Source organism: Streptomyces sp. NPDC006624 (genome assembly GCF_040611555.1).
Lineage (GTDB): Bacteria > Actinomycetota > Actinomycetes > Streptomycetales > Streptomycetaceae > Streptomyces.
The window spans coordinates 214901-237228 of sequence record NZ_JBEXOM010000007.1 but is presented as its reverse complement, the minus strand read 5'-3'; the positions used below and the strand labels follow the sequence as shown (position 1 = coordinate 237228).

Here is a 22328-nt window from a genome sequence, read left to right as displayed (position 1 = left end):
CTTAGACTCCCTCGCGTGACACGCTGCGGGACGGTTGGCAAGATGGCCCGAGCGGTCGGCAAGGTGCGGTAACAGGGAGGAAGCGTCTCGTGAGCAGCAGGCCATCCCGAGGCGCTGCTCGCCTCGCAGCCATACTGGACGCCCTTCCCGACGCCTTGGTGCTGGTCAACGCCAACGGGACGGTCGTCAACGCCAACACCATCGCCCTGGAGGCCTTCGAGACCCCGGGGACCGCCCTGGTGGGGCGCGGGCTGCTCGATCTGCTGCCGCAGTTCGACTCCAAGCTCATCCCCGGCTCCATGCGCCGCCCCGAGCACCTCGACCCCCGCGCCCGGACCAAGCCGACCCGGATGGTCGCCCGCCGGACCGACGGCAGCGAGTTCCCCGTCGAGGTCACCAGTGCGAATCTGGAGAACGGGCAGCAGGCGTACGACGGTTACGGCTACACCGGCGACGAGCTGCTCATGCTCGTCGTGCGCGACCTGTCCGGGACCGTGGACACCGAGGCGGAACTCGCGCGGTCGCAGCGGCAGACCGAGATGATCCTGCGGGCCGCGTCCGAGGGCGTGGTCGGCACCGACACCGACGGACGGATCGTCCTCGTCAACCCGGCCGCCGCCCAGATACTGGGCTACCGCGCCAGTGACCTCGGCGGCCGTGAGCTGCACACGCTCGTACTGCACTCACGGGCCGACGGCTCGCCCTTCCCGTACGACGAGTCCCCGCTCGCCGACACCCTGCGCTCCGGGCGCAAGCACCGGGTGCGCGGGCAGGTGCTGTACGCCAAGGACGGCGGGAAGGTGCCGGTCGACCTGACGACCGCGCCCGTGCGGGACGGCGACCAGCTCGTGGGCGCCGTCATGACCTTCTCCGACCGGCGGCCGTTCGACGCCGTGGTCGAGGAGAAGGAGGCGGCCGACAAGGCCCACGCCGAGGAGCTGGAGCGGATCGCCGAGGAGCACGCCTCCGAGCTGACCGCCCTGCGCCAGCGGCACGTCACCGAGCTGGAGGAGCTGCGCGAGCGGCACGCCGAGGAGCTCGCCGCGAACGAGGAGCGGTACGCCGCGCTCGGGGAGCGGGAGAAGGACCGCTACGAGGCGCTCGCCGCCCGGCACGACCAGCTGCTGACCCTGCTCGGCCGGTCCCTGCGCGGGCCACTGGAGGAGCTGCGCCGCGAGCTGGCCGCGCTCGCCGCCGACGACGCCGGTCAGCTGTGGCCCGAGGCCAACCAGGTGCTGCACCACCTGTCGGCCGGCTACTCGCGCATCACGACCCTGATCGACAACGTCCTCGGCTACCAGCGGCTCGACGCCGGCAGCGAGAGCGTCTCCCGTACGAAGGTGATGCTGGACGCCGTCGTCGCCGCCGGTGTCGACGGGGCCGTCGAGCTCATCGGACCCGGGCGGGTGCAGTTCGCCGTGCACGCGCCGCCCATCGAGGCCGAGGTCGACCCCCGGCTGCTCGCGACCGCCCTCGCGCATCTCGTCGCGGACGTGGCGGGCGTCGACGCGACCGGCAACACGCCCGTGTCGGCGGGCGGTTACCTGGACAACACCGTCGTGGTGGCGGCGGCGCAGCGCGGCGAGGGCGTACGCATCGAGGTGCGCGGGCCGTACGCCGGCGGCGACACCGTGCACGAGCCGATCGTGCGCGGGATCGTCCGGGCCCACGGCGGCGTGCTGCAGACGCACGAAGTGCCCGGGATGAGCGGCAGCGCCTACGTCCTGGAGGTGCCCATCGGCGGCGGGGCCGGGGCGGTCGCCGCGCAGCCCGTGCACGAGGCCGCGGTCGCCGTTCCCGACGAGCAGACCTCCGGTGGGGGGCGGCGCCGGGCGCGCCGGGCCTCCACCGACGCCTTCCTGGACGGCGATGTGCCGGGCGGCGAGGGCGAGGAGACCGGTCCTTCCGGCGCCGAGGGCCCCGCGCCCACCGGGCGGCGCAGGCGCCGGGCCGCCGGGGAGCCGGCCGCTCTGCCGGCCCAGGCATCCGGTGAGCAGCCCACGTCCGGCGGCACCGGGCGGCGGCGCGGGCGTGCCGCCGAGGACGCCGCTGCTGCCGCCGCCGCGGCGGGGGCTCTCGGGAGTGCCGTCCAGGGTGTCTCCGAGGGAGCCGTCGTCACGGCCGCCGAGCACGCGGCCGGGGCCGCCGCTTCGAACACGGCGCTGGGCGGGACCGTGCCGCCGCAGGGCGTGCCCGCGCCGTCCGGGCGGCGGGCCCGGCGTGAGCCCGGTGAGCAGCACGCGCTGCCGCCCGCGCTGCCCGCTCCGTCGTCCGGTGAGGGCGCGGACGCGGCGGGCGCGGCGGGTGACGCGGGCGACGCGGTGGCGGCCCAGGGGCAGGCGCCTCAGCCGACCGGACGCCGGCGGCGGGCGCTCGCCGCGGCCAACGAGCGTGCCGCGGCCGCGCAGGAGGCGGCGGGGCCGCGTCAGGTGTTCGCGCTGCCGCCGGCCGAGGCAGATCAGACGAGCCCGGCCGGACCGGCCGAACAGGCGGGACCGGCCGGACCGGCCAGGCAGTCCGGACCGGCCGGGCAGCAGGGGCGGGAGGTGCCGCAGGCGGCACAGGAGCAGGGGGCCGTGGCGGCTCCCGGTTCCGCTGGTGCGGGCGCGGACGCCGCGGGGGCGGTCGAGGAGGGGCGGCACGACGCCGTTCCGCACGACCAGTCCGCCGATCACACTCCGCCGCAGCCGCATCCGACGAGCGCGCCGACCGGACGCCGGCGGCGTGCCGTGGCGGCGCCGCAGCCCGCGGTGCCGCAGCCCGCGGAGGCGGAAGCGGCCGGGGCGCAGGGGGCTGTGCCCGGCGCACCCGCGGTTCCTCACGCCCCCGCGGCCGCGCCCGGGGCCGGTCAGCCGGTTCCCGTGCCGGGTGGTGTTCAGCAGGCGGGTGCGGCGGTGGCCGGTCCGGCGGGTCCCGTGCCGGGGGCCGGGGCGGGTGCCGTGGCGCCGGGTGCCGTACCGGCGGGGGGCGTACCGGCGGGGGGCGTACCGGTGAATGCTGTGCCGCCGGGGGCTCTGCCTGCGGGGGCCATGCCCACGGGTTCGGTGCCTACGGCTGGTGAGCAGGGCGCGCCCGTGCAGGCCGCCGGGCAGAACGCGCCGGGTTCGGCCGCCGTGCCTCCGCAGGCGAACGCGCCTCATGGAAACGTCCGGCAGGGCGACACCCCCCAGCCGCACGGCGCCGCAGTCCCGCCGAACGGTGTCGCCGTACCGCCGCAGGGCGCGGCCCTGCCCCCGCAAGGTGCGGCCGTGCCCCCGCAGGGCACCGCGGTCCCCCCGCAGGGCGCCGCGGTCCCGCCGCAGGGTCTCGCCGTACCGCCCCAGGGCACCGCCGTACCTCCGCAAGGAACCGCGGTCCCGCCCCAGGGCGTCGCCGTACCCCCGCAGGGCATCCCCGCTCCGGCCCCGGGCGGGTCCGTCCCCGCTCAAGGCGGGCTCGGGCACAGTGTGCAGGCGGCGCTTCCCGGGCAGGTGCTGCAGGTGCCGGCGCAGGGGCAGGCCGCTCAGCCGCTGCCGCAGCAGGGCGTGCCCGTGCCGGAGCAGCACACCTCCGCCGGGCAGCCGCTCCCCGCCGAGGCGGTTCCGGGACAGCAAGCGGTCCCTGGGCAGGCGACCCCTGGTCCGTCCGCCCCCGTCGCGCAGGCCTGGCCCGCCGCCGACGCCTCGGGAGGGGGTGCCGCGCAGCAGCCGGCGCCGCAGCAGAACACCCCGGCGCCGGGTACGCCGCTGCCCCTCGAGGGCGCCGCGCGGGCCGCTCAGCCGCTGCCCGCCGAGACCGCGGTGCCCGTCGACCCGAACTCGACCCAGGGCCGGGCGATCAGCGTGCGGACGCTGGGGCAGGGCGTGCCGTTCAACCGGCAGGCGGCCCAGGTCCAGCAGCCGTCGGCGACGCCTCCCCCGCACCAGCCGGGCGGCTCGGGCCGGCGCCGCAAGCTCGGTACGCCGCCGGACCCGGCGACGCGCACGGAGCAGACGGGGCGGGGCGAGGCCGCACCCCGGCCGGAGCAGGCGGGGCGTGCGGAGCAGTCCGCGCGACCGCACCCGAAGGCGGAGCCGACGCCCCCGCCGGTTGCCGCCCCGGCCCCGGTGCCCGCGCCCGTCCCGGCACAGCCGTCCCTCGCGGGGCAGTCGCGGCTCGCGCCGATGACGGAGGGCGGCGGACGGTCGTACGCCATAGGCGCGCCGGACGAGAACGCCGCCGAGGGCCCCGAGCCGCTGGACGGGCCGGGCGGTGCCGTCGAGGTGGCCGATCCGCCGCGGCCGCAGCCGATGGACGACGAACTGCCGCCGGAGCCGCTGGACAACCCGCGGCGGCTGCTGGTGTGGCCGGCCCCGGACGTCAGTACGCAGCAGGCGCTGAGCGACCGCGGCTACCGGCCGGTGATCGTGCACTCGCGCGAGGAGGTCGACGCGCAGATCGCGGCCTTCCCCGCCGCGCTGTTCGTCGACCCGCTGACCGGGCCGATCACGCGGACGGCACTGCAGTCGCTGCGGCAGGCCGCCGTGGCCGCCGAGGTGCCGGTGATGGTGACGGCCGGGCTCGGGCAGGCCTCGCGGGACGCGGCGTACGGCGCGGACCCGGCGGTGCTGCTGAAGGCGCTGGCACCCCGCGACACCGAGCAGCATCCGCCGCGCGTCCTGCTCATCGAGGAGCACGCGGAGATCGCGCTGGCGCTGACGGCGACGCTGGAGCGGCGCGGAATGCAGGTCGCGCGGGCGGCGAGCGACGCGGACGCGGTGACGCTGGCGGGGCAGTTCCGGCCCAACCTGGTCGTGATGGACCTGCTGCAGGTGCACCGGCGGCAGGCCGGGATCGTGGACTGGCTGCGGGCGAACGGGCAGCTCAACCGCACGCCGCTCGTCGTCTACACCGCCGCCGTCGACCAGGCCGACCTGCCGCGGCTGGCGTCCGGGGAGACGGTGCTGTTCCTCGCGGAGCGGTCGACGAGCGACGAGGTGCAGTCCCGGATCGTCGAACTGCTCAGCCGGATCGGGACCAACTAGTTCCGGACAGGCCGGAAGATCATGAATGCCCGGAAGGACCGGACGGCCCGGAGGACCAGACGGCCCGGGTGTCCGGGGGAGGCGTCCTGGCCCGACGGGCCTGATCGGTGATCGGTCTTCTCGGTGCCGCGCCCGGCCGTGGGACGCCCGTCACCGGATGTCGAGCGCGGTGGGCGGGTCGTCCGCCGTGCTCCCGGTGCCCGTGCTCCCGGCGCCCGTACTCCCGGCGCCCGTGCGCTACCGCGCCGTGAGCCGGCGGGCCGCCTCCTTCACCGAGGCGCGCAGGCGGTTGCGGTCGGGGTCCGCGCCGCCGACCAGGATGCGCCGCATCTGCGGCACGACGGCGGTCCAGTTGGCGAGGGCGGTCAGCAGGAAGAGCAGGTCGGACGCCGGGATGGCGTCGGTGACGACGCCCCGTTCCTGGCCGTCGCGCAGGGCGGCGACCTTGCGGGCGTAGTGCTCCTGGCGGTCGGACTCGTGGGGCAGTTCCGTGCTGCCGTACTCCAGGCCCTCCCAGAAGAGCAGGCGCAGCAGCTCCGGGTGGTCGGCGTGGTAGTCCATCAGGCGGTCGACCCAGCCCTCGATGTCGTCCGGGTCGACGGGGACGGCCTCGGCGAGGTGGAGCATCTTCTTCTCGAGGACGATCGCGAACAGCTCCGCCTTGTTGCCGAAGTAGGCGTAGATCAGCTGCTTGTTGGCCTTCGCCTCGGAGGCGATGCGGTCGATGCGGGCGCCGGCGATGCCGTGCCGGGCGAACTCGGCGACCGCCGCCTCGAAGATCCGGGCCCTGGTCGCCTCGGGGTCCCTTGGTGCCATGGGGAGAGGGTAGCGCGCCAGGTAACCAACTGTTTGGTTGACACGGAATGAGAGGGCGGCCCAGACTGTTGCACCGTCGTCCAACCAACCAGTTAGTTGCTAGAGCCGACTCCAAGGAGTCCTCCCCTCATGCCGTCAGCGACCACGACCTCCGCCCGGGACAGGGCCACCGCGCCGCACACCCGTACGCCCGCCCCCGGTCTCTTCCTCACCCTGCTCGCGGTGTGCAGCGCGGTCACCGCCGCCAACATCTACCTCGCCGCGCCGCTGCTCTCGCTCATGGCCCGCGACTTCGGCTCGGCGCCCTCCGCGGTCGCCTGGATCGCCTCGGTCGCCCAGCTCGGCTACGCCGTCGGCCTGCTGTTCTTCGCCCCGCTCGGCGACAGCGTGAACCGGCGCCGGCTGGTCGCCTCCCTGACAGTCGTCACCACGCTCGCGCTGGCCGCCAGTGCGGTCGCGCCCGGTGCCGGGGTGCTCGCGGTCGCCGTGTTCGTGGCCTCGGCCGCGACGGTCATACCGCAGCTGCTGGTGCCGCTGGTCGCCGAACGCGCTCCCGCGGACCGGCGGGCCCGTCATGTCGCGGCCGTCATCGCCGGGCTGTTCACCGGGATCGTCGGGGCGCGGGTGCTGGGCGGACTCGCCGGGCAGGCCTTCGGCTGGCGCTGGGTGTTCGCCGGCGCGGCCGTGCTCACGCTGGCCCTGGGGCTCGCGACCGCGGCCGTGCTGCCGTCGCGGCGGCGCGCCGGGGGTTCACTGTTCTCGGGTCTGGCCGCGCTGCCGTCGGTGCTGCGGGGTTCGCCGGAGCTGTGGCGGGCGTGTGTGCGGCAGGCCGGGATGTTCGGTGCGTGGAGCGCGCTGTGGACCTCGCTCGCCCTGCTGCTGACCGGGCCGGCGTACGGGCTGTCCACCGCTGCCGCCGGGTTGTTCGGGCTGTTCGGGCTGACGGCGAGTGCGGTGGCCCCGCTGGCCGGAGGGCTCGTGGACCGGTTCGGGGCGGCACGGGTGGTGCGGTCCGCGTATCTGCTGGCCGCCGTGTCGGTGCCGCTGTTCCTGCTGGGCGGGCAGGTGCTGTGGGCGTTGTCGGCCGCCGCGGTCCTGGTCCACGCGGCGCTGGTCGCGTCCCACGTGGCCAACCAGACCCTCGCCCTGACGGCGACGTCCGCCCCCGCGACCGCCAACACGGCCTACGTCGTCGCCGGTTTCGCGGGCGGCGCCGCCGCTTCCGCCCTCGCGGGCGCCGCCTACAGCCACTTCGGGTGGAGCGGGGTGTGCGGGGTGGCCGGGGTGTGGCTGGTGCTCGGGTGGGGGACGACCTGGTCGCGGCGGTGAGGCGCGGTGCGGCCGGGACCGGGCCGGTGGGATGAGTTCCGGGCGGGGGCGGGGTCTGTAACGGTGACCGTCTGTTCCGGTGACCGCGCCTTCCTCCCCTGCTCCACGACCGGCCGCTGCTCCACGACCGGCCGCTGGTTCACGATCGGCCGCTGCTCCACGACCGACCGCTACTCCGCGACCGGCCACGGCAACGAGCCGGCCGACGACCCCTCCCGGCATGACCGGAGCCCCCGGCTCCGGCCGAGGGCTCCGTGCGGGTCGTGGGCGGTCAGCCGAGGGACGTGACGTCCAGGTCCCCCTCCGCGTAGCGGCGGCGCAGCACCTTCTTGTCGAACTTGCCGACGCTGGTCTTCGGGACCGCCTCGACGATCGACCAGCGCTCCGGGAGCTGCCACTTGGCGATGCCGCCGTCCTCCGCGAGGAAGGAGCGCAGGGTCTCGAAGGTGGCGGTGGCGCCCCCCTTGAGGACGACCGTGGCCAGGGGCCGTTCGCCCCACTTCTCGTCGGGGACGGCGACGACCGCCGCCTCGGCGACCTCCGGGTGGGACATCAGGGCGTTCTCCAGCTCCACGGAGGAGATCCACTCGCCGCCGGACTTGATGACGTCCTTGGCCCGGTCGGTGAGGGTGAGGAAGCCGTCGGGGGAGATGGTGCCGACGTCGCCCGTCTTGAGCCAGCCGTCCTCGCTGAACTTGTCGGCGGGGCGCAGGGGTTCGCCGTCGGGGCCGTTGTAGTAGGCGCCCGCGATCCAGGGGCCGCGCACCTCCAGCTCGCCCGCGGACTCGCCGTCCCAGGGGAGGCGTTCACCGTCGGGCCCGGTCAGGCGGCCCTCGACGCCGGCCGGGAAACGGCCCTGGGTGATGCGGTAGGCGAACTCCTCGTCCGTGCCGATCACGGCGGCCGGCGGGCGGGCGATGGTGCCGAGCGGGGACGTCTCCGTCATGCCCCAGGCGTGGCAGACGCGCATGCCGAGCTCGTCGAAGGCCTTCATCAGCGAGGGCGGGCAGGCCGCGCCGCCGATCGTGACCTGGCCGAGGGAGGAGACGTCGCGCGGGTGCGCGGTCAGCTCGGCGAGCAGGCCCTGCCAGATGGTGGGGACGGCGGCGGCGTGGGTCGGCTTCTCGCTCTCGATCATCGCGGCGAGCGGCGCCGGCTGGAGGAAACGATCCGGCATCAGCATGTTGACGCCGGTCATGAAGGTGGCGTGCGGCAGGCCCCAGGCGTTGACGTGGAACTGCGGCACCACGACGAGGGAGGTGTCCTGGTCGGTCAGGCCCATCGACTGGGCCATGTTGACCTGCATGGAGTGCAGGTAGATCGAGCGGTGGCTGTAGACCACGCCCTTGGGGTCGCCGGTGGTGCCGGAGGTGTAGCACATGGCGGCGGCCTGGCGTTCGTCCAGCTCGGGCCAGTCGTACGAGGTCGGCTTGCCGGCGATCAGGTCCTCGTACTCGTGCACCCGGGCGTTCGCGCCGTCGAGCAGGGAGCGGTCCCCGGGCCCGGTGACGACGACGTGCTCGACCGTCTTCAGGTGTGGCAGCAGCGGGGCGAGCAGCGGGAGCAGGGAGCCGTTGGCGATGACCACGCGGTCGGCGGCGTGGTTGACGATCCAGACGAGCTGCTCGGCCGGCAGGCGCAGGTTCAGGGTGTGCAGCACGGCGCCCATGGACGGGATCGCGAAGTAGGCCTCGACGTGCTCCGCGTTGTTCCAGGCCAGGGTCGCGACGCGCTCGTCGGCGGCGACGTCCAGGTCGTCGCGGAGCGCGTGGGCCAGCTGGGCCGCGCGGGCGCCGATCTCGGCGAAGGAGCGGCGGTGCGGTTCGCCCTCACCGGTCCAGGTGGTCACCTGTGATGTCCCGTGGATCGTCGACCCGTGGGTCAGGATCCTCGAGATCAGCAGCGGTACGTCCTGCATGGTGCTCAGCACGGCGTCCTCCCGGGGCGGCATTGCCAACGAGGCGGTAAGAGTTGCGCTGATTCTGCGCACATACCACGCGGTATGTCACTAGCACCGGGGGATCGAACACATCACGCCATGCGGACCGGGGCGTTCCGCCGACGGGCGGCGCGGCGCCTCAGCGGCGGACAAGCCCCAGCTCAGCGTCCTCGCGGAGCTTGCCGAGCGCGCGGGAGACGGCCGATTTCACCGTGCCCACGGAGACGCCGAGCACCTCGGCCGTCTGGACCTCGCTGAGGTCCTCGTAGTACCGCAGGACCACCATCGCCCGCTGCCGGGCGGGCAGCCGCATGATCGCCCGCCACATCGCGTCCCGCAGGGCCTGCCGCTCGGCCGGGTCGTCGGCGCCGGGCACCGGGTCCGGCTCGGGCAGCTCCTCGCAGGCGAACTCGTCGACCCTGCGCTTGCGCCACTGCGAGGTCCGCGTGTTCAGCAGCGCCCGGCGCACGTACCCGTCGAGGGCGCGGTGGTCCTCGATGCGCTCCCAGGCGACGTACGTCTTGGCGAGGGCGGTCTGCAGCAGGTCCTCGGCGTCGCTCGGATTGCCGGTGAGCGAGCGGGCGGTCCGCAGCAGCACCGGCTGACGGGCCCTGACGTACGACGAGAACGAGGGGTACGGAAGGGTCTGCGCCGCTGGTGCGGCCGCCTTCGAAGCGGTGGTGCAGACGAGTGTGGTCATGGCTCAACGCTATGAGCGCGGCCGCGCCCGCGGATCGGCCGCAGGTGCCGAAGCGGCGTCCCCCTCAGGTTGTAGGGGTGGGGCCCGCTGCACCTCCTGTAGGTGGAGCGGAGGGGCCGGGAGCGTGCGGGTTCACCCCTGCGGGACGCCTCATCCGCCGGCGGCGAGAACGAGCCCGGACGCCGGCACGCCCGCGCCCTCCCTTGATCTGCCGGACGGCGACCCCGCCTTTTCCCCGTGCAGGTACGCCTCCCTCTCCCCCCAACTGCCCGCCGTGCGTACAAGGGCCGCGGACGCGGTCGAGCGCCTGTGCGGCGGTACCGGAGAAGCACCGCCGCCCAGACGCTCGTCACCCCACGAAGCACACCCCCACGGACGGCGGGCCGGTGCCGGTGCACCGGCCCGCACGGCTCACCACAGCGGGGAGAAGCTGATCGCGGTGTTGTCGTTGCCCTGGTTGAGGGCCGTGAACGCCGAGCCGTTGACCTGGGCGGTGTTGCTCTGGTTCGAGGCGCCCGCGCCGACGGCCTGCTGCTGGGTGGTCGCGGCGTTGCCGAAGTTGTCCCCGCCGACCCCGCTGCCGAGGACGCCCTGCTCCGCCTCCGTGACGGCGGCGATGGATCCGTTGTCCGCGAAGGCGCCGTTGTCCGCCGTCGCGACACCGGTGAAGAGGGCGGCTGCGAGCGGAAGGGCGGAGACGGCGGCGATGACGCGGGCGGTACGGATGCTTGCCATGTTGTTGTCCCTCCAGGACTTCGGAACCTTGGACGCACCGGCTCGCGGCCGTCGAGTGCGCGAAGTGCTGCTGTCACCAGGGAAGTCGGCCGGCGGCCCTGGCTTCGTGCTCGACGTCGCGAGTCCAGAGTTGCCCACGCGATCCCGGTGAACCACCTCGGAAGCCACTCTTCGCACGCAAGCGTGAGGACACGTCGATAAACCCCTTCGCGCCCTTCCGTCCCGGAACGGGACGGAAGGGTCCGCCCACATCCAGGCACCACAAGGGACGAAGCGTTCCGGCACTTTTCGGGCACGGCACCACGCCCCCGGCGCGTCGCGACCGCTCCCTCTTTCCTTTTTCGAACGCACGTACGAAAATAGAGTCATGGCCACCACCGACCGGCAGGCCACGACGCTGGCCCTCGCACACGCCCTGTCAGCCGCCGAACGCGGACTGGCCGTCATCCCCCTGTCCCGCACCAAGCTCCCGGCGCTGCGCTCCCCGCACCGCGACGACCCCGACCCCGCCCCCTGCCACGGCGAGTGCGGCCGCCTCGGACACGGCGTCCACGACGCCTCCAGCGACCCCGCCCGCATCCGCGAACTGTTCGCCGCCGCCCCCTGGGCGACCGGCTACGGCATCGCCTGCGGCCTGCCCCCGCACCACCTCATCGGCGTCGACCTGGACGTGAAGACCGGCACCGACTCCTCGGCCGCCCTGCGCGAGCTGGCCCTGCGGCACCTGTTCACGATCCCGCCGACGGTGGTGATCCTGACCCCGTCCGGCGGGCGCCACCTGTGGCTGACCGGCCCGCCCGACCAGGTCGTGCCCAACTCCGCGGGCCGCCTGGCCCCCGGCATCGACATCCGGGGCGCCGGCGGCTACCTCGTCGGCCCCGGCTCCCGCACGGACCGGGGCGTGTACACCGCCGCCCCGGGCACGGCCCACCTGCCGCCCGCGCCGTGCCCGCGCTCCCTGCTGCGCCTGCTGATCCCGCCGCCCCGGCCCCACCACCCCGGCCACCCCACGGCCCCGGCGGGCGGCGGACACGGCCAGGGCCTGGTCCAGTTCGTCCTGTCCGCGCACGAGGGCCAGCGCAACACCCGTCTGTTCTGGGCGGCCTGCCGGGCCTACGAGGAGGGCGTCGGACCCGCGCTCGTGGACGCCCTGGTCGACGCGGCCCTGAACACCGGCCTGTCCGAGCGGGAGGCGCGGGCGACCGTCGCGTCGGCGGCCCGGATGACCGGGCACCGGCCGTGAGCGCGGCGCGTGCGGCCCCGCGGCCGCCGGGCCGCGCGCGTGCCTCCGACCGCGCCACCGGCGCCCGCGCCACGGGCGACCGTGCCACGGGCGACCGCGCCACGGGCGCCCGTGCCACGGGCGACCGCGCCGCCGCAGACCGCGCCACCGCGGGCCGGACGCCGTCCCCGCCGCCGTGCCGTGCCGTGAGCAGGGCCCCCTCCCCGGACCAGCGAAAGACCCCCATGCACCAGCACGCCAAAGCGCCGGCCATGGCGCTGGCCCGTCTCGTCCTGGCCTCCGGACGCCCGGTGGACCTCGCCGATCTGCGGCTGTCGTCGACGTACGGCCACATGCGGGAGGGCTATCCCTGCAAGCCGGTGAACGACCTGCGGATCCGCGCTCTGGTGCGCGCGGCCGAGCGGGCCCATCCCGGCGCGCCGGTCCATCTGGTCCCGCCGCCGCGCGAGTACCCCGACCAGTACGCGGGCGGCCTCGGCCCCGTCGAGGTGCTGCCCGCCGTGGCCTGCCTCGGCACGTTCCAGTCCGCGGCCCTCGACCCGGCCCGCGACCCGGTCGCCTACCGCTCGCGCCTGGTCGTCGTCTGGTTCCAGTCCTCGCCCCGCCTGCCCTCGGGCTGCGACGCGGAGCCGGCGCTGCGGGACCTCGACTGGTCGGGACTGGCCCGGGACGGGCGGGCGCTTGCGTAGGGTCGTCCGATGAGCGTCTCCCGTACGGAACTGCCGCGCTGGCAGTTCGAGTTGACCTGGTCCCTGTTCGAGTACCACCTGGAGCGGCTGGAGCCGGAGGACTTCCTCTGGGAGCCCGCGGAGCTCTGCTGGACCATGCGCCGGGCGGCCGACGGCACCTGGGTCCCGGGCTGGGCGGACACCGAACCCGACCCGGTGCCGGTCCCGACCATCGCCTGGGTGAGCTGGCACATCGGCTGGTGGTGGAGCGTCGCCCTGGACCACGCGCGGGGCCGCACGCCCCGCGACCGCACGGACGTGGTGTGGCCCGGTGAGGGCGCCCCGGCCGTGGACTGGCTGCGCGGCCTGCGCACGCAGTGGCTGGCTGTCCTGGACGGCCTCACGGACGAGGACCTGGACGCCACGGCCCCGTTCCCCTGGCCGGACGACCCCCGGTACACGGTCGCCCACATGGTGAGCTGGGTGAACACCGAGCTGACGAAGAACGCGTCCGAGATCGGCCAACTGCGCCTGCTGCGGGCGGCTTCGGCCTGACCGCGCCCGCGTCGCCGCTCCCCGGGCACCGCCGGACGCCGCGTGGCATCGTGGGGGCATGAGCATCGAGGTGCGTCCGGCCACGGACTTCGCGGACGTGCGTGCCGTGCTCGGCCCGAAGTCGCCGGATGCGAACGTCTGCTGGTGCCTGAGCCACCGCATCCCGTCGAAGCTCAACCGGGACCTGCGCGGCCCGGCGCGCGGCGAGTACGTCGCCGGGCTGTGCCGCGCCGACCCTCCCCCGGGCGTGCTCGCCTACGACGGCGACGAACCCGTCGGCTGGGCCGCCGTCGCCCCGCGCGCGGACACCTCCTTCGCCCGCAACCGCACGATCCCGCACGTCGACGACCTGCCGGTCTGGTCGCTGTGGTGCGTCCGGGTGCGCCCGGGCCACCGGAAGCGGGGGATCTCGCACGCCCTCATCGCCGGTGCCGTCGCCTTCGCCCGGGACCACGGCGCTCCGGCGATCGAGGCGTACCCCCTGGACAACGGGGACGCGCGAGTCGACCTGACCATGGCCTACGCCGGGCTGCGGAAGAACTTCGAGCGGGCCGGCTTCACCTGCGCCTCGGCGACCGCCTCGGTCCTGGCCGGTCATCCCCGCGTTCTCATGCGGCTGGACCTGCGCTGAACGGGGCCGGCTGGACCTGCGACCTGCGCCTAAAAAAGGCCCGACCGCTGGCGACGGGGGATGCACCAGCGGTCGAGCTATGGCCAAGGGTAACAAGCGCTTGCCCGCCGTGAGCCGACTGACCGTCACGAAGCCGCTGTTGTGACTCGTATCACTGGCGCCCGCCCGCGGACGGGTCCGTTCACGTGCCGCACGGCGGGTCGTACGACAGGCGCGGCAGGTACTCGCGCCAGGTGTCCGGCGTCAGCACGCCCCGGGTCTGCGCGCAGACCCGGCGCACGGCCCGGTCGACGTCCAGGTCCCAGATCCGGATGGTGTCGGCGCCACTGGACACCCCAAGCATGTGGCTGCTGGGGCTGAAGGCGAGGAAGTTGCCGGTCTTGGCGCCCGGGCTCATCGACGGGCCGATCGCGGTGGCGCGCGCGGGGTCGGAGACGTTCCACAGCCGGACCGTGCTGTCGTTGCCGCCGCTCGCCAGGGTGCGGCCGTCCCGGCTGAACGTCAGCGAGACGACCGCCTCGGTGTGCCCGGTCAGCCGCGCCCGCTCGGACGCCTCGGCGGGATCGGCGATGTCCCACAGGCGGACGGAGGTGTCGTCGCCGGCGCTGGCCAGCGTGCGGCCGTCGGAGCGGAAGGCGAGGGAGTTGACCGCCCCGAGATGGCCCCGCAGCGGCTCGCCGATCAGGGTGACCCGCCCGGGGGCGGTGACGTTCCACAGCCGGATCGTGCCGTCCGCGCTGCCGCTGGCGAGCGTGCGGCCGTCGGGGCTGAAGACCAGGTGGTTGACGTATCCCTTGTGCCCGGTGAGGGGCGTGCCGAGGCGGCGCGGGCCGGACGGGTCGGCGATGTCCCACAGTTGGACGGTGCGGTCGTCGTGGGCGGTGGCCAGGACGCGGCCGTCCGGGCTGAACGCCAGCGGGTCGGCGTAGCGGATGCCCAGCGGCACGGGCGATCCGTGCGGGACGGGGCGGCGCGGGTCGGTGAGCTTCCACAGCTGCACGGCCCGGTCGCCGGTCACCACCGCGAGGGTGTTGCCGTCCGGGGAGAACTCCAGGGACCGCACGTCGGCCTCGCCCGGCCGGAACGGCTCGCCGACCCGCACGGGCCGCGTGGGCGTGCGGACGTCCCACAGCCGGATCCTGCCGTCCCGCCCGGCCGTCGCGAGCAGGCGCCCGTCGCGGCGGAACGCTCCGGTCCGGCCGGTCATGTCCGAGGTCGGCATCGCCCACAGGCGGACCTTGTTGTCGCCGGTCCCGGTGGCGAGGGTGCGCCCGTCCGGGCTGAAGCCGAGCGCGTACATCTCGCCGCTGCTGCCCGCGAGGGGCGCGCCGACCTGCGACGGGTAGGCCGGGTCGCCGACCTTCCACAGGCTCGCGGTGCTGTCCGCGCTGGCGGCGGCGAGCATGGCCCCGTCGGGGCTGAACGCCACGGACCAGATCGGGCCGGTGTGGCCGGTGAGCGGCGCCCCGATCTGCGCCGGGCGGCGGGGATCGGCCATGTTCCACAGCCGCACGGCGTTGTCCTCGCCGCCGCTGGCGAGCGTCCTGCCGTCGGGGCTGAAGGCCACCGAGTGCACGACGGCCCCGTGCCCGGTCAGCGGCCGGCCGACCGGCTCGGGACGCCCGGGCTCGCTCACGTCCCACAGCCGGACCGTGCCGTCGTCGCCGCCCGCCGCCAGGGTCCGGCCGTCCGGGCTGAACGCCACCGAGCGCGCGGCCGCCGTGTGCCCGGTCAGGGGATCGCCGAGGGCCCGCGGCCGGCGCGGATCGGCCACGTCCCACAGCCGGACGGTCCGGTCGTCGCCCACGGAGGCCAGCGTGCGGCCGTCGGGGCTGAAGGCGATCAGGTAGATCGTGCCCCCGTGGCCGGTCAGGGGCTTGGCCAACGGCTGCGGGCGGTCCGGCCGCGTCACGTCCCAGAGCCGGATCGTGCCGTCGTCGGAGGCACTGGCCAGGGTCCGCCCGCCGGGGCTGAAGACCGCGCTGCTCACCCAGCTGGTGTGGCCGGTGAGCGGCTCGCCCAGGGGCTCGGGCCGCTTCGGGTCGGCGACGTTCCACAGCCGTACGGTCCGGTCGTAGCTGGCGGTGGCCAGGGTCCTGCCGTCCGGGCTGAACGTCGTGAGGTACACCGCGCCCGTGTGGCCGGTGAGGGGAGTGGCCAGCGGGGCGTTCACGACGGAGATGAGCCGGCTGTCGGCGCCCTCGTCGTCCGGCCGGAGCCGGTGGGCGACCAGGTCGAGCTGCGCGGACAGCGACGGGTCGGTGTCCTGGACGCGGTCGGCCTGGGCCAGCACCTGCTCGAACACGGCGTCGTCCCGCTGCTTCCAGGCGATGACCGCCGCGCCGACGGCCAGCACCGCCAGCACCACCAGGGCCGCCACCGCGCTGCGGCTGAGCCAGATGAAGCGGCGGCGCAGCCGGACCGAGGCGGCCAGGAACTCCACCGCGGTCCGCGTCAGGAACGTGTTCCCGGCCGACTTCGCCCAGGTGTGCGCCTGTTCCAGCCGGGAGCCCCGGTAGAGCAGGGACGTGTCGCGGTCCGACTCCTCCCAGGCGCGGCCGTCCTCCTCCAGGCGCTGGCGCAGCAGGTTGCCCTGCCGATCCCCGTCGATCCAGTCGCGCAGCCGCGGCCAGGCGTGCAGCAGCGCCTCGTGGGTGATCTCGACCGTCTCCGCGTCGAGCGTCACCAGCCGGGCGCGGACCAGGGCCTCCAGGGACTCCTCGGTCTTGCCGGGGTCGGCCGACTCCTGCGCCAGCTGGCGCCGGGTCCCCCTGCGGCGCGTGGCCTGGGTGTCCTCGCCGAGCCGGACGAGACGGAGCAGGAGCAGCCGGGCCGCCGTGCGGGCCGCCGGGTCCAGGCCGGACCAGGCCCGTTCGGCGGTCGCCGCGACCGCGCCCTGGATCCCGCCGGCCGCGCGGTATCCGGCCAGCGTCAGCCGGCCCGCCTTCCTGCGCTGCCAGGTGGCGAGCAGGGCGTGCGACAGCAGCGGCAGCACGCCCGCGCCGTGCGCCCCGCGCGGCCGGTCGGCACTGACCTCCCGGACGATCAGCTCGGCCAGCCCCGGCTCCAGCTCCAGCCCGACGGCCTTGGCCGGACCGGTCACCGCCTCGCGCAGCTCCGCGGTGGTGAGCGGCCCGAGCACCATGTGCCGGTGCTGGAGCGCGTCGGCCAGTTCCGGGTAGCGCAGGCACTGGTCGTAGAAGTCGGCCCGTATGCCGAGGACCACGACGGCCGCGGGCGGCTCGCCGGGGGCGGCCGGTGAACAGGCGGCGTGCAGGGCCTGGACGAAGGTGCGGCGGTCCGCCTCGTCCGGGCAGAGGGTGAAGGTCTCCTCGAACTGGTCGACGATGACGACCGGCCGGGCACCGGAGGGAGCGGTCCGCCGGACCCAGGCGTCGACCGCGGCGCGGACGGCGTCGGGGAAGGGGAGGGCGGGCAGGGCGGGGGCGGTTGCGGTGAGGGCGGTTGACGTGGGGGCCGCTGTGGTGGGGGCCGCTGTGGTGGGGGCGAGGGCTGTCGCGGGGGTCGGTTCGGGGGCCGTCGCGGGGCCCTCCGGGAGGGAGCTGGGGGGAGTGCGTGTGGGGGGTTCCCCTGCGGGGGATTCAGACGCCTCGGATGCCTCGGACGCCTCGGATGCCGTCGAAGCGGGGGCGAGGAGGGGTGCCAGCTCGGGGATGCTCCGCCCGAGTTCCGCCAGCGGGTCACTGCCCGGGACGAGTTGCACGACCTCCCGCGCCGGACCACCGCCCCCGCCACCGCGGTCTCCGGCCTGCTCTTCTGCGGCACGGCTCCGGCCACCCTGGCCGGGACCGCCGGGACCGCCGGGACCGCCGGGACCAGAGTGACCGGGGTCGCCGTGACCGGGACCGTCGCGACCGGGGCCGGAATGACCGGAGCCGGAATGACCGGGGCCGGGATAACCGGGACCGCCGTAACCGGGACGGCCATGACCGGGCCCCGGATGACCAGGACGGTCAGAACCGTCGGCGGCACGGCCCCGGCCACCCGCGTCGCCGGAGTCCCCGGTTCCCTGGTCACCGCCGCCGGACCGGTGCCCGCCCAGCGCCCCGGCCCGCAGCGCGGGGACCAGCCCGGCGTTCAGCAGGGAGGACTTCCCCGCGCCCGACGCGCCAACGAGCATGACCAGACCGCCCGTGTCCGCCACCGCCTCGAGCTGGGCGACCAGCGAGTCCGTGCTGCGCTCCCGGCCGAAGAACCACCGGGCGTCCTCCCGGCGGTAGGAGGCCAGTCCCCGGTACGGGCACACCCCGCCGGGCGCGCCCTCGGCGCCGGGCCGTTCCTCCGCGGCGGGCGTGGCGGACCCGGCGGAACGCTCGCCGACCGGGTCGGCCACCGCGGCCTCCCACAGCCGCTGCCACTGCCCGAGGTCGTACAGCCCCGGTGACACCGGCGAGGGCCGCGCGCGGCGCGCCTCCGGGATGAGTACGTGGAGCACCGCCGCGAGCGCGGTGAACTGGGCGGGCACGTTGCGGGCCCGCCGCCAGTCGCTGATGCGCTGGGCGGACACCCGTACGGGCCGCCCGCGTTCGTCGACGCGCTGCAGCCGCACGACCGATTCGGACACGCGTTTGAGTGGAGGGTTGCCGGCTTCCTTGTACAGCAGTGCGAGGCGTTCCGCGAAGGCGGTGCGTGGCCCCGAGTCGGAACTCAAGGTCTCCACTCCTCACTTGTGACACCTGGGCGTCCGGACCGGAAAACTCACTCTATACATCTGACCTGCGGTAATGCCCTCGGCGCAGCCCCGGAACCTCCTCGTCCACGGCCGGAAATGGCAGGATCCAGACCCAGCAACGCACCCATCCGGTCAGCTTTCATCCGCGTCGGACGACCACAGTTCCACCGTCCGGCACCGGTCCCCACGAGGGGAGGGACCGGTGCCGGACGACGTGGTGATCCCTTCCGGCGGCCCGTGCGCTCCGACCCTGCGGACCCGCCTTCACCGGTGGTTGTCAGCCGTTTCCGGGTGACCCGCCCGACACCGCTCCCCGAGCACTCGACCGTCGCCCACGGCCGGTTCAGCCGGTGGCGCGCTGGGCAGTGAACCCCTGATGCCCACGGCTCACGACGCCCACCGGAGGGGAAGAGGGACATGAAGGTCTCGGTCGACCGCGATCTCTGCTACGGCTCCGCCGAGTGCGTGCACCGGGTCCCGGCGGTCTTCGAGTTCGTCGACGGGTTCGGCCTCGTCCGCCCGGGACGGGAGCAGGCGGGCGACGACCCGGAGGTCCTGGAGGCGGCGGAGAAGTGCCCGAGCCAGGCGATCCGCCTCACCGGGACGCCGTCGCACGGCCGGCCGTAGCGGGGCCGGACGGATGAGCGTCCCCAGCCTGCTCGCGGTCTTCGCCCATCCCGACGACGAGTCCCTCATGGCGGGCGGTGTCCTCGCGCGGCACGCGGCGGCGGGCGCCCGCACGGCGGTCGTCACGGCGACCTGGGCGCCGGACAGCCCGCGCGCGGCGGAACTGGCCGAGGCGCTCCGCCTCCTCGGCGCCGGCGCACCGCGGCTGCTCGGCCACGCCGACTCCCGCGTCCCGCACTCGGCACCGGGCCGGGCGCGCCTGTGTGACGTGCCGCTCGACGAGACGGTGGGCGAACTGGTCGCGCACCTGCGGGAGTTCCGCCCGGAGATCGTGGTCACCCATGACGCGTACGGCGGCCTCACCGGGCACGAGGACCACGTCCGCACCCACCGCGCGACCCTGCTCGCGGTGCACGCGGCCGGGCTCGAACGACTCCACCCGGACGCCGGCTCCCCTTGGCAGCCGAGCGCCCTGTACCTGGCCACGCATCCGCACACGGCGGTCCGCGCGTGGGGCGGGCACCTGGCCCTCACCGGCAAGGCGCTGCGCACGGTCCCCGACGAGCGGATCACCGCCACGGTCGACGTCACGCCCTGGCTGGACCGGAAGACCGCCGCGATCCTGGCCCACCGCACGGAGGTGGCACGGGGAGCGGCCCCGGGCCTGATCGCCGCGCTCCCGGCCGCCGAACGGCGGCGCCTGCTCGGCACGGAGTGGTACACCCGCCTCGACCCGCTGACCACGCGCCCACCACAGACGGCACTCCTGCCGTAACCCGGCCGCCCACGCTCAGCTCCCCTCGGCCACACCCCACCGCAGCCCGGCCAGCGCACGCGCCCTGGCCTCCACCACGGCCATCCGGGCCTCCCGCTCCCGCCGCTCCCGATGAGCGGCCTGCCCGGTGACCTGCCCCTCCCACTTCCGGTAGAGCAGCCCCACGTCCGACGAGAACCACCCGCGGCTCACGGCGTTCAGGGCGAGCAGCAGCCCGGTGTCCTCGGACGCGGGCAGCGCCATCCACCCGCCGAGGGCGAGCAGTAACTCACGCCGCACGCACAGCGAGGCGGGATGCACCGGGAGCAGGTAGCCGTCGGCCTTCCAGCGATCGAGCACGGCCCCCCGCTCGATCACCCCTTCCTCGGGATCCCCCGGAAACCCGGCGGTCGACCCGTCGGGCATCAGATCCAGCACCCGGGACGTCACCCACCCGAGGCCGGGGTCCCTTTCCAGCACGGCCAGGTCCCGGGCCAGCACCCCCGGCGCGAGCTGGTCGTCCGCGTCGAGGCACTTCACGTACGCCCCCTCGGCGTGGGCGAGCGCCAGGGTCCGGACGACCCCGGGCCCTCCGCCCCGCCCCTGCCGGAACGTCACCCGGGGATCGTCGGGCACATACGGCCGGACGTCCCCGCCCTCCCCGTCCTCGCGTATCACCCAGTGCCACTCCCACCCCTGGGGTAACCACTGCGCCCCCAGGGACGCGTAGGCGTCCTTCAGGAAGGGGGCATGGGGACCGTGGACGGCCGTGACGACGACGATGCGCCGCTTCACGACGGGGACTCACCACCTCTCCGGACACGGCCTGCCCGGCTCACCGGGACCGGACACGGCAACGACCCCCGACCGATGTCCGGTCAGGGGCCGTTCTCACTGCTCACACCGCTCGTCAAGCGGAGGCGGTGGGATTTGAACCCACGGTGACATCGCTGCCACGACGGTTTTCAAGACCGTTCCCTTCGGCCGCTCGGGCACGCCTCCCCGCGCCGGCCGTGATCGGCGGCGCGGGGACAAGGGTAACGGGTCGGTGCGCGCCGGTGGGGGTCAGTTGTCGCCGACGCGGGAGCCGAGCGTGACGTCGACCGTCCGCTGCTTGCCGTCCCGCTCGTAGGTGATCGTGACCTTGTCGCCGGGCTTGTGGGTCCAGATCTCGCCGATCAGCGTGGGACCGGAGTCGATCACGCGGTCGTCGAGCTTGGTGATGACGTCGCCGGGCTTGAGGCCGGCCTTGGCGGCGGGGCCGCCCGGCTCGACCGGTGCCGCGCCACCCGCGCCCTGGTCGGTGATCTGCGCGCCGTCGGAGCTGTCGTCCAGGGAGACGGACGCGCCGATCTTGGCGTACACCGGCTTGCCGGTCTTGATCAGCTCCTGGGCGACGTACTCGGCCTGGTTGATCGGGATGGCGAAGCCCAGGCCGATCGAGCCGGACTGGCCCGTGCCGAAGCCGCCGTTGCCGGTGGACTGGATCGCGGAGTTGATGCCGATGACGTTGCCCTGCCCGTCCAGCAGCGGACCGCCGGAGTTGCCCGGGTTGATCGAGGCGTCGGTCTGCAGCGCGGACATGTACGACGCCTGGCTGCCGCTGCCGTCGCTGGAGGCGACCGGGCGGTTCTTGGCGCTGATGATGCCCGTCGTCACCGTGTCGGACAGGCCGAAGGGCGCGCCGATCGCGATGGTCGCGTCGCCGACGGCCACCTTGTCCGAGTCGCCCAGGGTGAGGGGCTTCAGGTCCGCCGGGGCGTCCTTGAGCTTGATGACCGCCACGTCGTAGCCCTGGGCGTTTCCGATCACCTCGGCGTCGTACTTCTTGCCGTTGGGGAACGTCGCCGTGAGCTTGCCGCCGTCGACCGCGTCCGCCACCACGTGGTTGTTGGTCACGATGTGGCCCTGCTTGTCGAAGACGAAGCCCGTGCCCGTGCCGCCCTCGCCGCTGCTGCCCTCGGCCTGGATGGTGACCGTGCTCGGCAGCGCCTTGGCGGCCACGCCGGCGACCGTGCCCGGGTCGCGCTTGACGTCGCCGCCGCTGGTGGAGGCGGAGACCGTCGTCGAGCCGGTGTTCTCGTCGTTGTTCTTGGCCAGCGTGTAGCCGAGGCCGCCGCCCAGACCGCCCGCGACCAGCGCGGCCACCAGGATCGCGGCGGCCACCCCACCGCGCCCGCGACCGGACTTCGGCGCCGGCTGCTGGTACGAGGAGCCCCAGCCGCCCGCGCCGGAACCGGAACCGCCGTCGCCGTAGGGGGCGGTGGGCGGCGGGGGCGGGGGCCAGGAGGGGTCCGGGGCGGAGGAGGAGACGCCGCCCTGCTGACCGGCGTCGCCGGGGGTGCCCTGCCCGTGGGGGGTCTGCCCCTGGGCGCGGGGGTCCTGCCCTTGCGCGTCCTGTCCGTACGGCCCCTGGGGCGCCGGAGCAGCGGGAGCGTCCACCGGCACGGGGGGTGCGGACGGGGCCTGGGGTACCGCGGTGCCCTCGTTCTCGGTGCTCACAGCTTCACTCCTCGATCCACGGCTGTCTTTCCTGGGTCGCACTCGGTCACGCCGGTCACGCTGGTCGACCTCTCGCGCCGGCCGACAGGACCGGCGCGATACGGCTGTGCTTGTCCCTTTGTATGCCGTCAAG

Annotated in this window: 15 protein-coding genes and 1 tRNA gene; 8 read left to right on the top strand and 8 right to left on the bottom strand. The window is 74.9% G+C overall.

Translation table 11 applies throughout. From position 1 onward, the window contains the following. Window positions 1–89: 89 nt before the first annotated feature. Window positions 90–5003, top strand: a complete 4914-nt coding sequence (locus ABZY20_RS16245; protein ID WP_356442071.1) for a PAS domain-containing protein — start codon at window positions 90–92, stop codon at window positions 5001–5003. A gap of 237 nt (window positions 5004–5240) precedes the next feature. Here ABZY20_RS16245 and ABZY20_RS16240 read toward each other — a convergent pair whose 3' ends face one another. Beyond that, a complete protein-coding gene (locus ABZY20_RS16240) occupies window positions 5241–5819 on the bottom strand; it encodes a TetR family transcriptional regulator (RefSeq protein ID WP_356442070.1) in 579 nt (192 codons plus the stop codon). 129 nt (window positions 5820–5948) lie between these two features. Between ABZY20_RS16240 and ABZY20_RS16235 the strand changes: the two genes are divergently transcribed. Beyond that, window positions 5949–7148: an MFS transporter gene (locus ABZY20_RS16235; protein ID WP_356442068.1), complete on the top strand. Its 1200-nt coding sequence runs from the start codon at window positions 5949–5951 to the stop codon at window positions 7146–7148. A gap of 271 nt (window positions 7149–7419) precedes the next feature. Here the strand turns inward: ABZY20_RS16235 and ABZY20_RS16230 are convergent, their stop codons facing one another. The 3 genes from ABZY20_RS16230 to ABZY20_RS16220 form a co-directional block, all read right to left on the bottom strand. Continuing rightward, window positions 7420–9099, bottom strand: a complete 1680-nt coding sequence (locus ABZY20_RS16230) for a long-chain fatty acid--CoA ligase (RefSeq protein ID WP_356442066.1) — start codon at window positions 9097–9099, stop codon at window positions 7420–7422. 127 nt (window positions 9100–9226) lie between these two features. Next, window positions 9227–9787: a SigE family RNA polymerase sigma factor gene (locus ABZY20_RS16225; protein ID WP_356442064.1), complete on the bottom strand. Its 561-nt coding sequence runs from the start codon at window positions 9785–9787 to the stop codon at window positions 9227–9229. 411 nt (window positions 9788–10198) lie between these two features. Then, the gene (locus tag ABZY20_RS16220; RefSeq protein WP_356442062.1) at window positions 10199–10522 is read right to left on the bottom strand and encodes a hypothetical protein; all 324 of its coding nucleotides are present in this window, start codon (window positions 10520–10522) and stop codon (window positions 10199–10201) included. A gap of 367 nt (window positions 10523–10889) precedes the next feature. Between ABZY20_RS16220 and ABZY20_RS16215 the strand changes: the two genes are divergently transcribed. The 4 genes from ABZY20_RS16215 (at window position 10890) to ABZY20_RS16200 (ending at window position 13619) form a co-directional block, all read left to right on the top strand. After that, the gene (locus tag ABZY20_RS16215; protein WP_356442060.1) at window positions 10890–11765 is read left to right on the top strand and encodes a bifunctional DNA primase/polymerase; all 876 of its coding nucleotides are present in this window, start codon (window positions 10890–10892) and stop codon (window positions 11763–11765) included. Between the two features lie 224 nt (window positions 11766–11989). Further along, entirely contained in the window at window positions 11990–12454 is a 465-nt protein-coding gene (locus ABZY20_RS16210; protein ID WP_356442058.1) for a hypothetical protein, read from the top strand. Window positions 12455–12463: 9 nt separating this feature from the next. After that, window positions 12464–12988, top strand: a complete 525-nt coding sequence (locus ABZY20_RS16205; RefSeq protein WP_356442056.1) for a DinB family protein — start codon at window positions 12464–12466, stop codon at window positions 12986–12988. A 58-nt stretch (window positions 12989–13046) separates the two neighbouring features. Then, window positions 13047–13619: a GNAT family N-acetyltransferase gene (locus ABZY20_RS16200; protein ID WP_356442054.1), complete on the top strand. Its 573-nt coding sequence runs from the start codon at window positions 13047–13049 to the stop codon at window positions 13617–13619. A gap of 181 nt (window positions 13620–13800) precedes the next feature. On the opposite strand, the gene ABZY20_RS16195 is transcribed toward ABZY20_RS16200, so the two are convergent. Continuing rightward, window positions 13801–18300, bottom strand: a complete 4500-nt coding sequence (locus tag ABZY20_RS16195) for a hypothetical protein (RefSeq protein ID WP_356442052.1) — start codon at window positions 18298–18300, stop codon at window positions 13801–13803. 429 nt (window positions 18301–18729) lie between these two features. Between ABZY20_RS16195 and ABZY20_RS16190 the strand changes: the two genes are divergently transcribed. Beyond that, entirely contained in the window at window positions 18730–18939 is a 210-nt protein-coding gene (locus ABZY20_RS16190; RefSeq protein ID WP_356442050.1) for a ferredoxin, read from the top strand. Between the two features lie 13 nt (window positions 18940–18952). Beyond that, a complete protein-coding gene (locus ABZY20_RS16185; RefSeq protein ID WP_356442048.1) occupies window positions 18953–19714 on the top strand; it encodes a PIG-L deacetylase family protein in 762 nt (253 codons plus the stop codon). Window positions 19715–19729: 15 nt separating this feature from the next. Here the strand turns inward: ABZY20_RS16185 and ABZY20_RS16180 are convergent, their stop codons facing one another. From ABZY20_RS16180 to ABZY20_RS16170, 3 genes are all read right to left on the bottom strand, one after another. Further along, entirely contained in the window at window positions 19730–20488 is a 759-nt protein-coding gene (locus tag ABZY20_RS16180) for a glycosyltransferase (RefSeq protein ID WP_356442047.1), read from the bottom strand. A gap of 120 nt (window positions 20489–20608) precedes the next feature. Then, window positions 20609–20695: transfer RNA gene (locus ABZY20_RS16175), tRNA-Ser, on the bottom strand. Between the two features lie 63 nt (window positions 20696–20758). Then, window positions 20759–22195: a trypsin-like peptidase domain-containing protein gene (locus tag ABZY20_RS16170; RefSeq protein WP_356442045.1), complete on the bottom strand. Its 1437-nt coding sequence runs from the start codon at window positions 22193–22195 to the stop codon at window positions 20759–20761. Window positions 22196–22328: the final 133 nt, after the last annotated feature.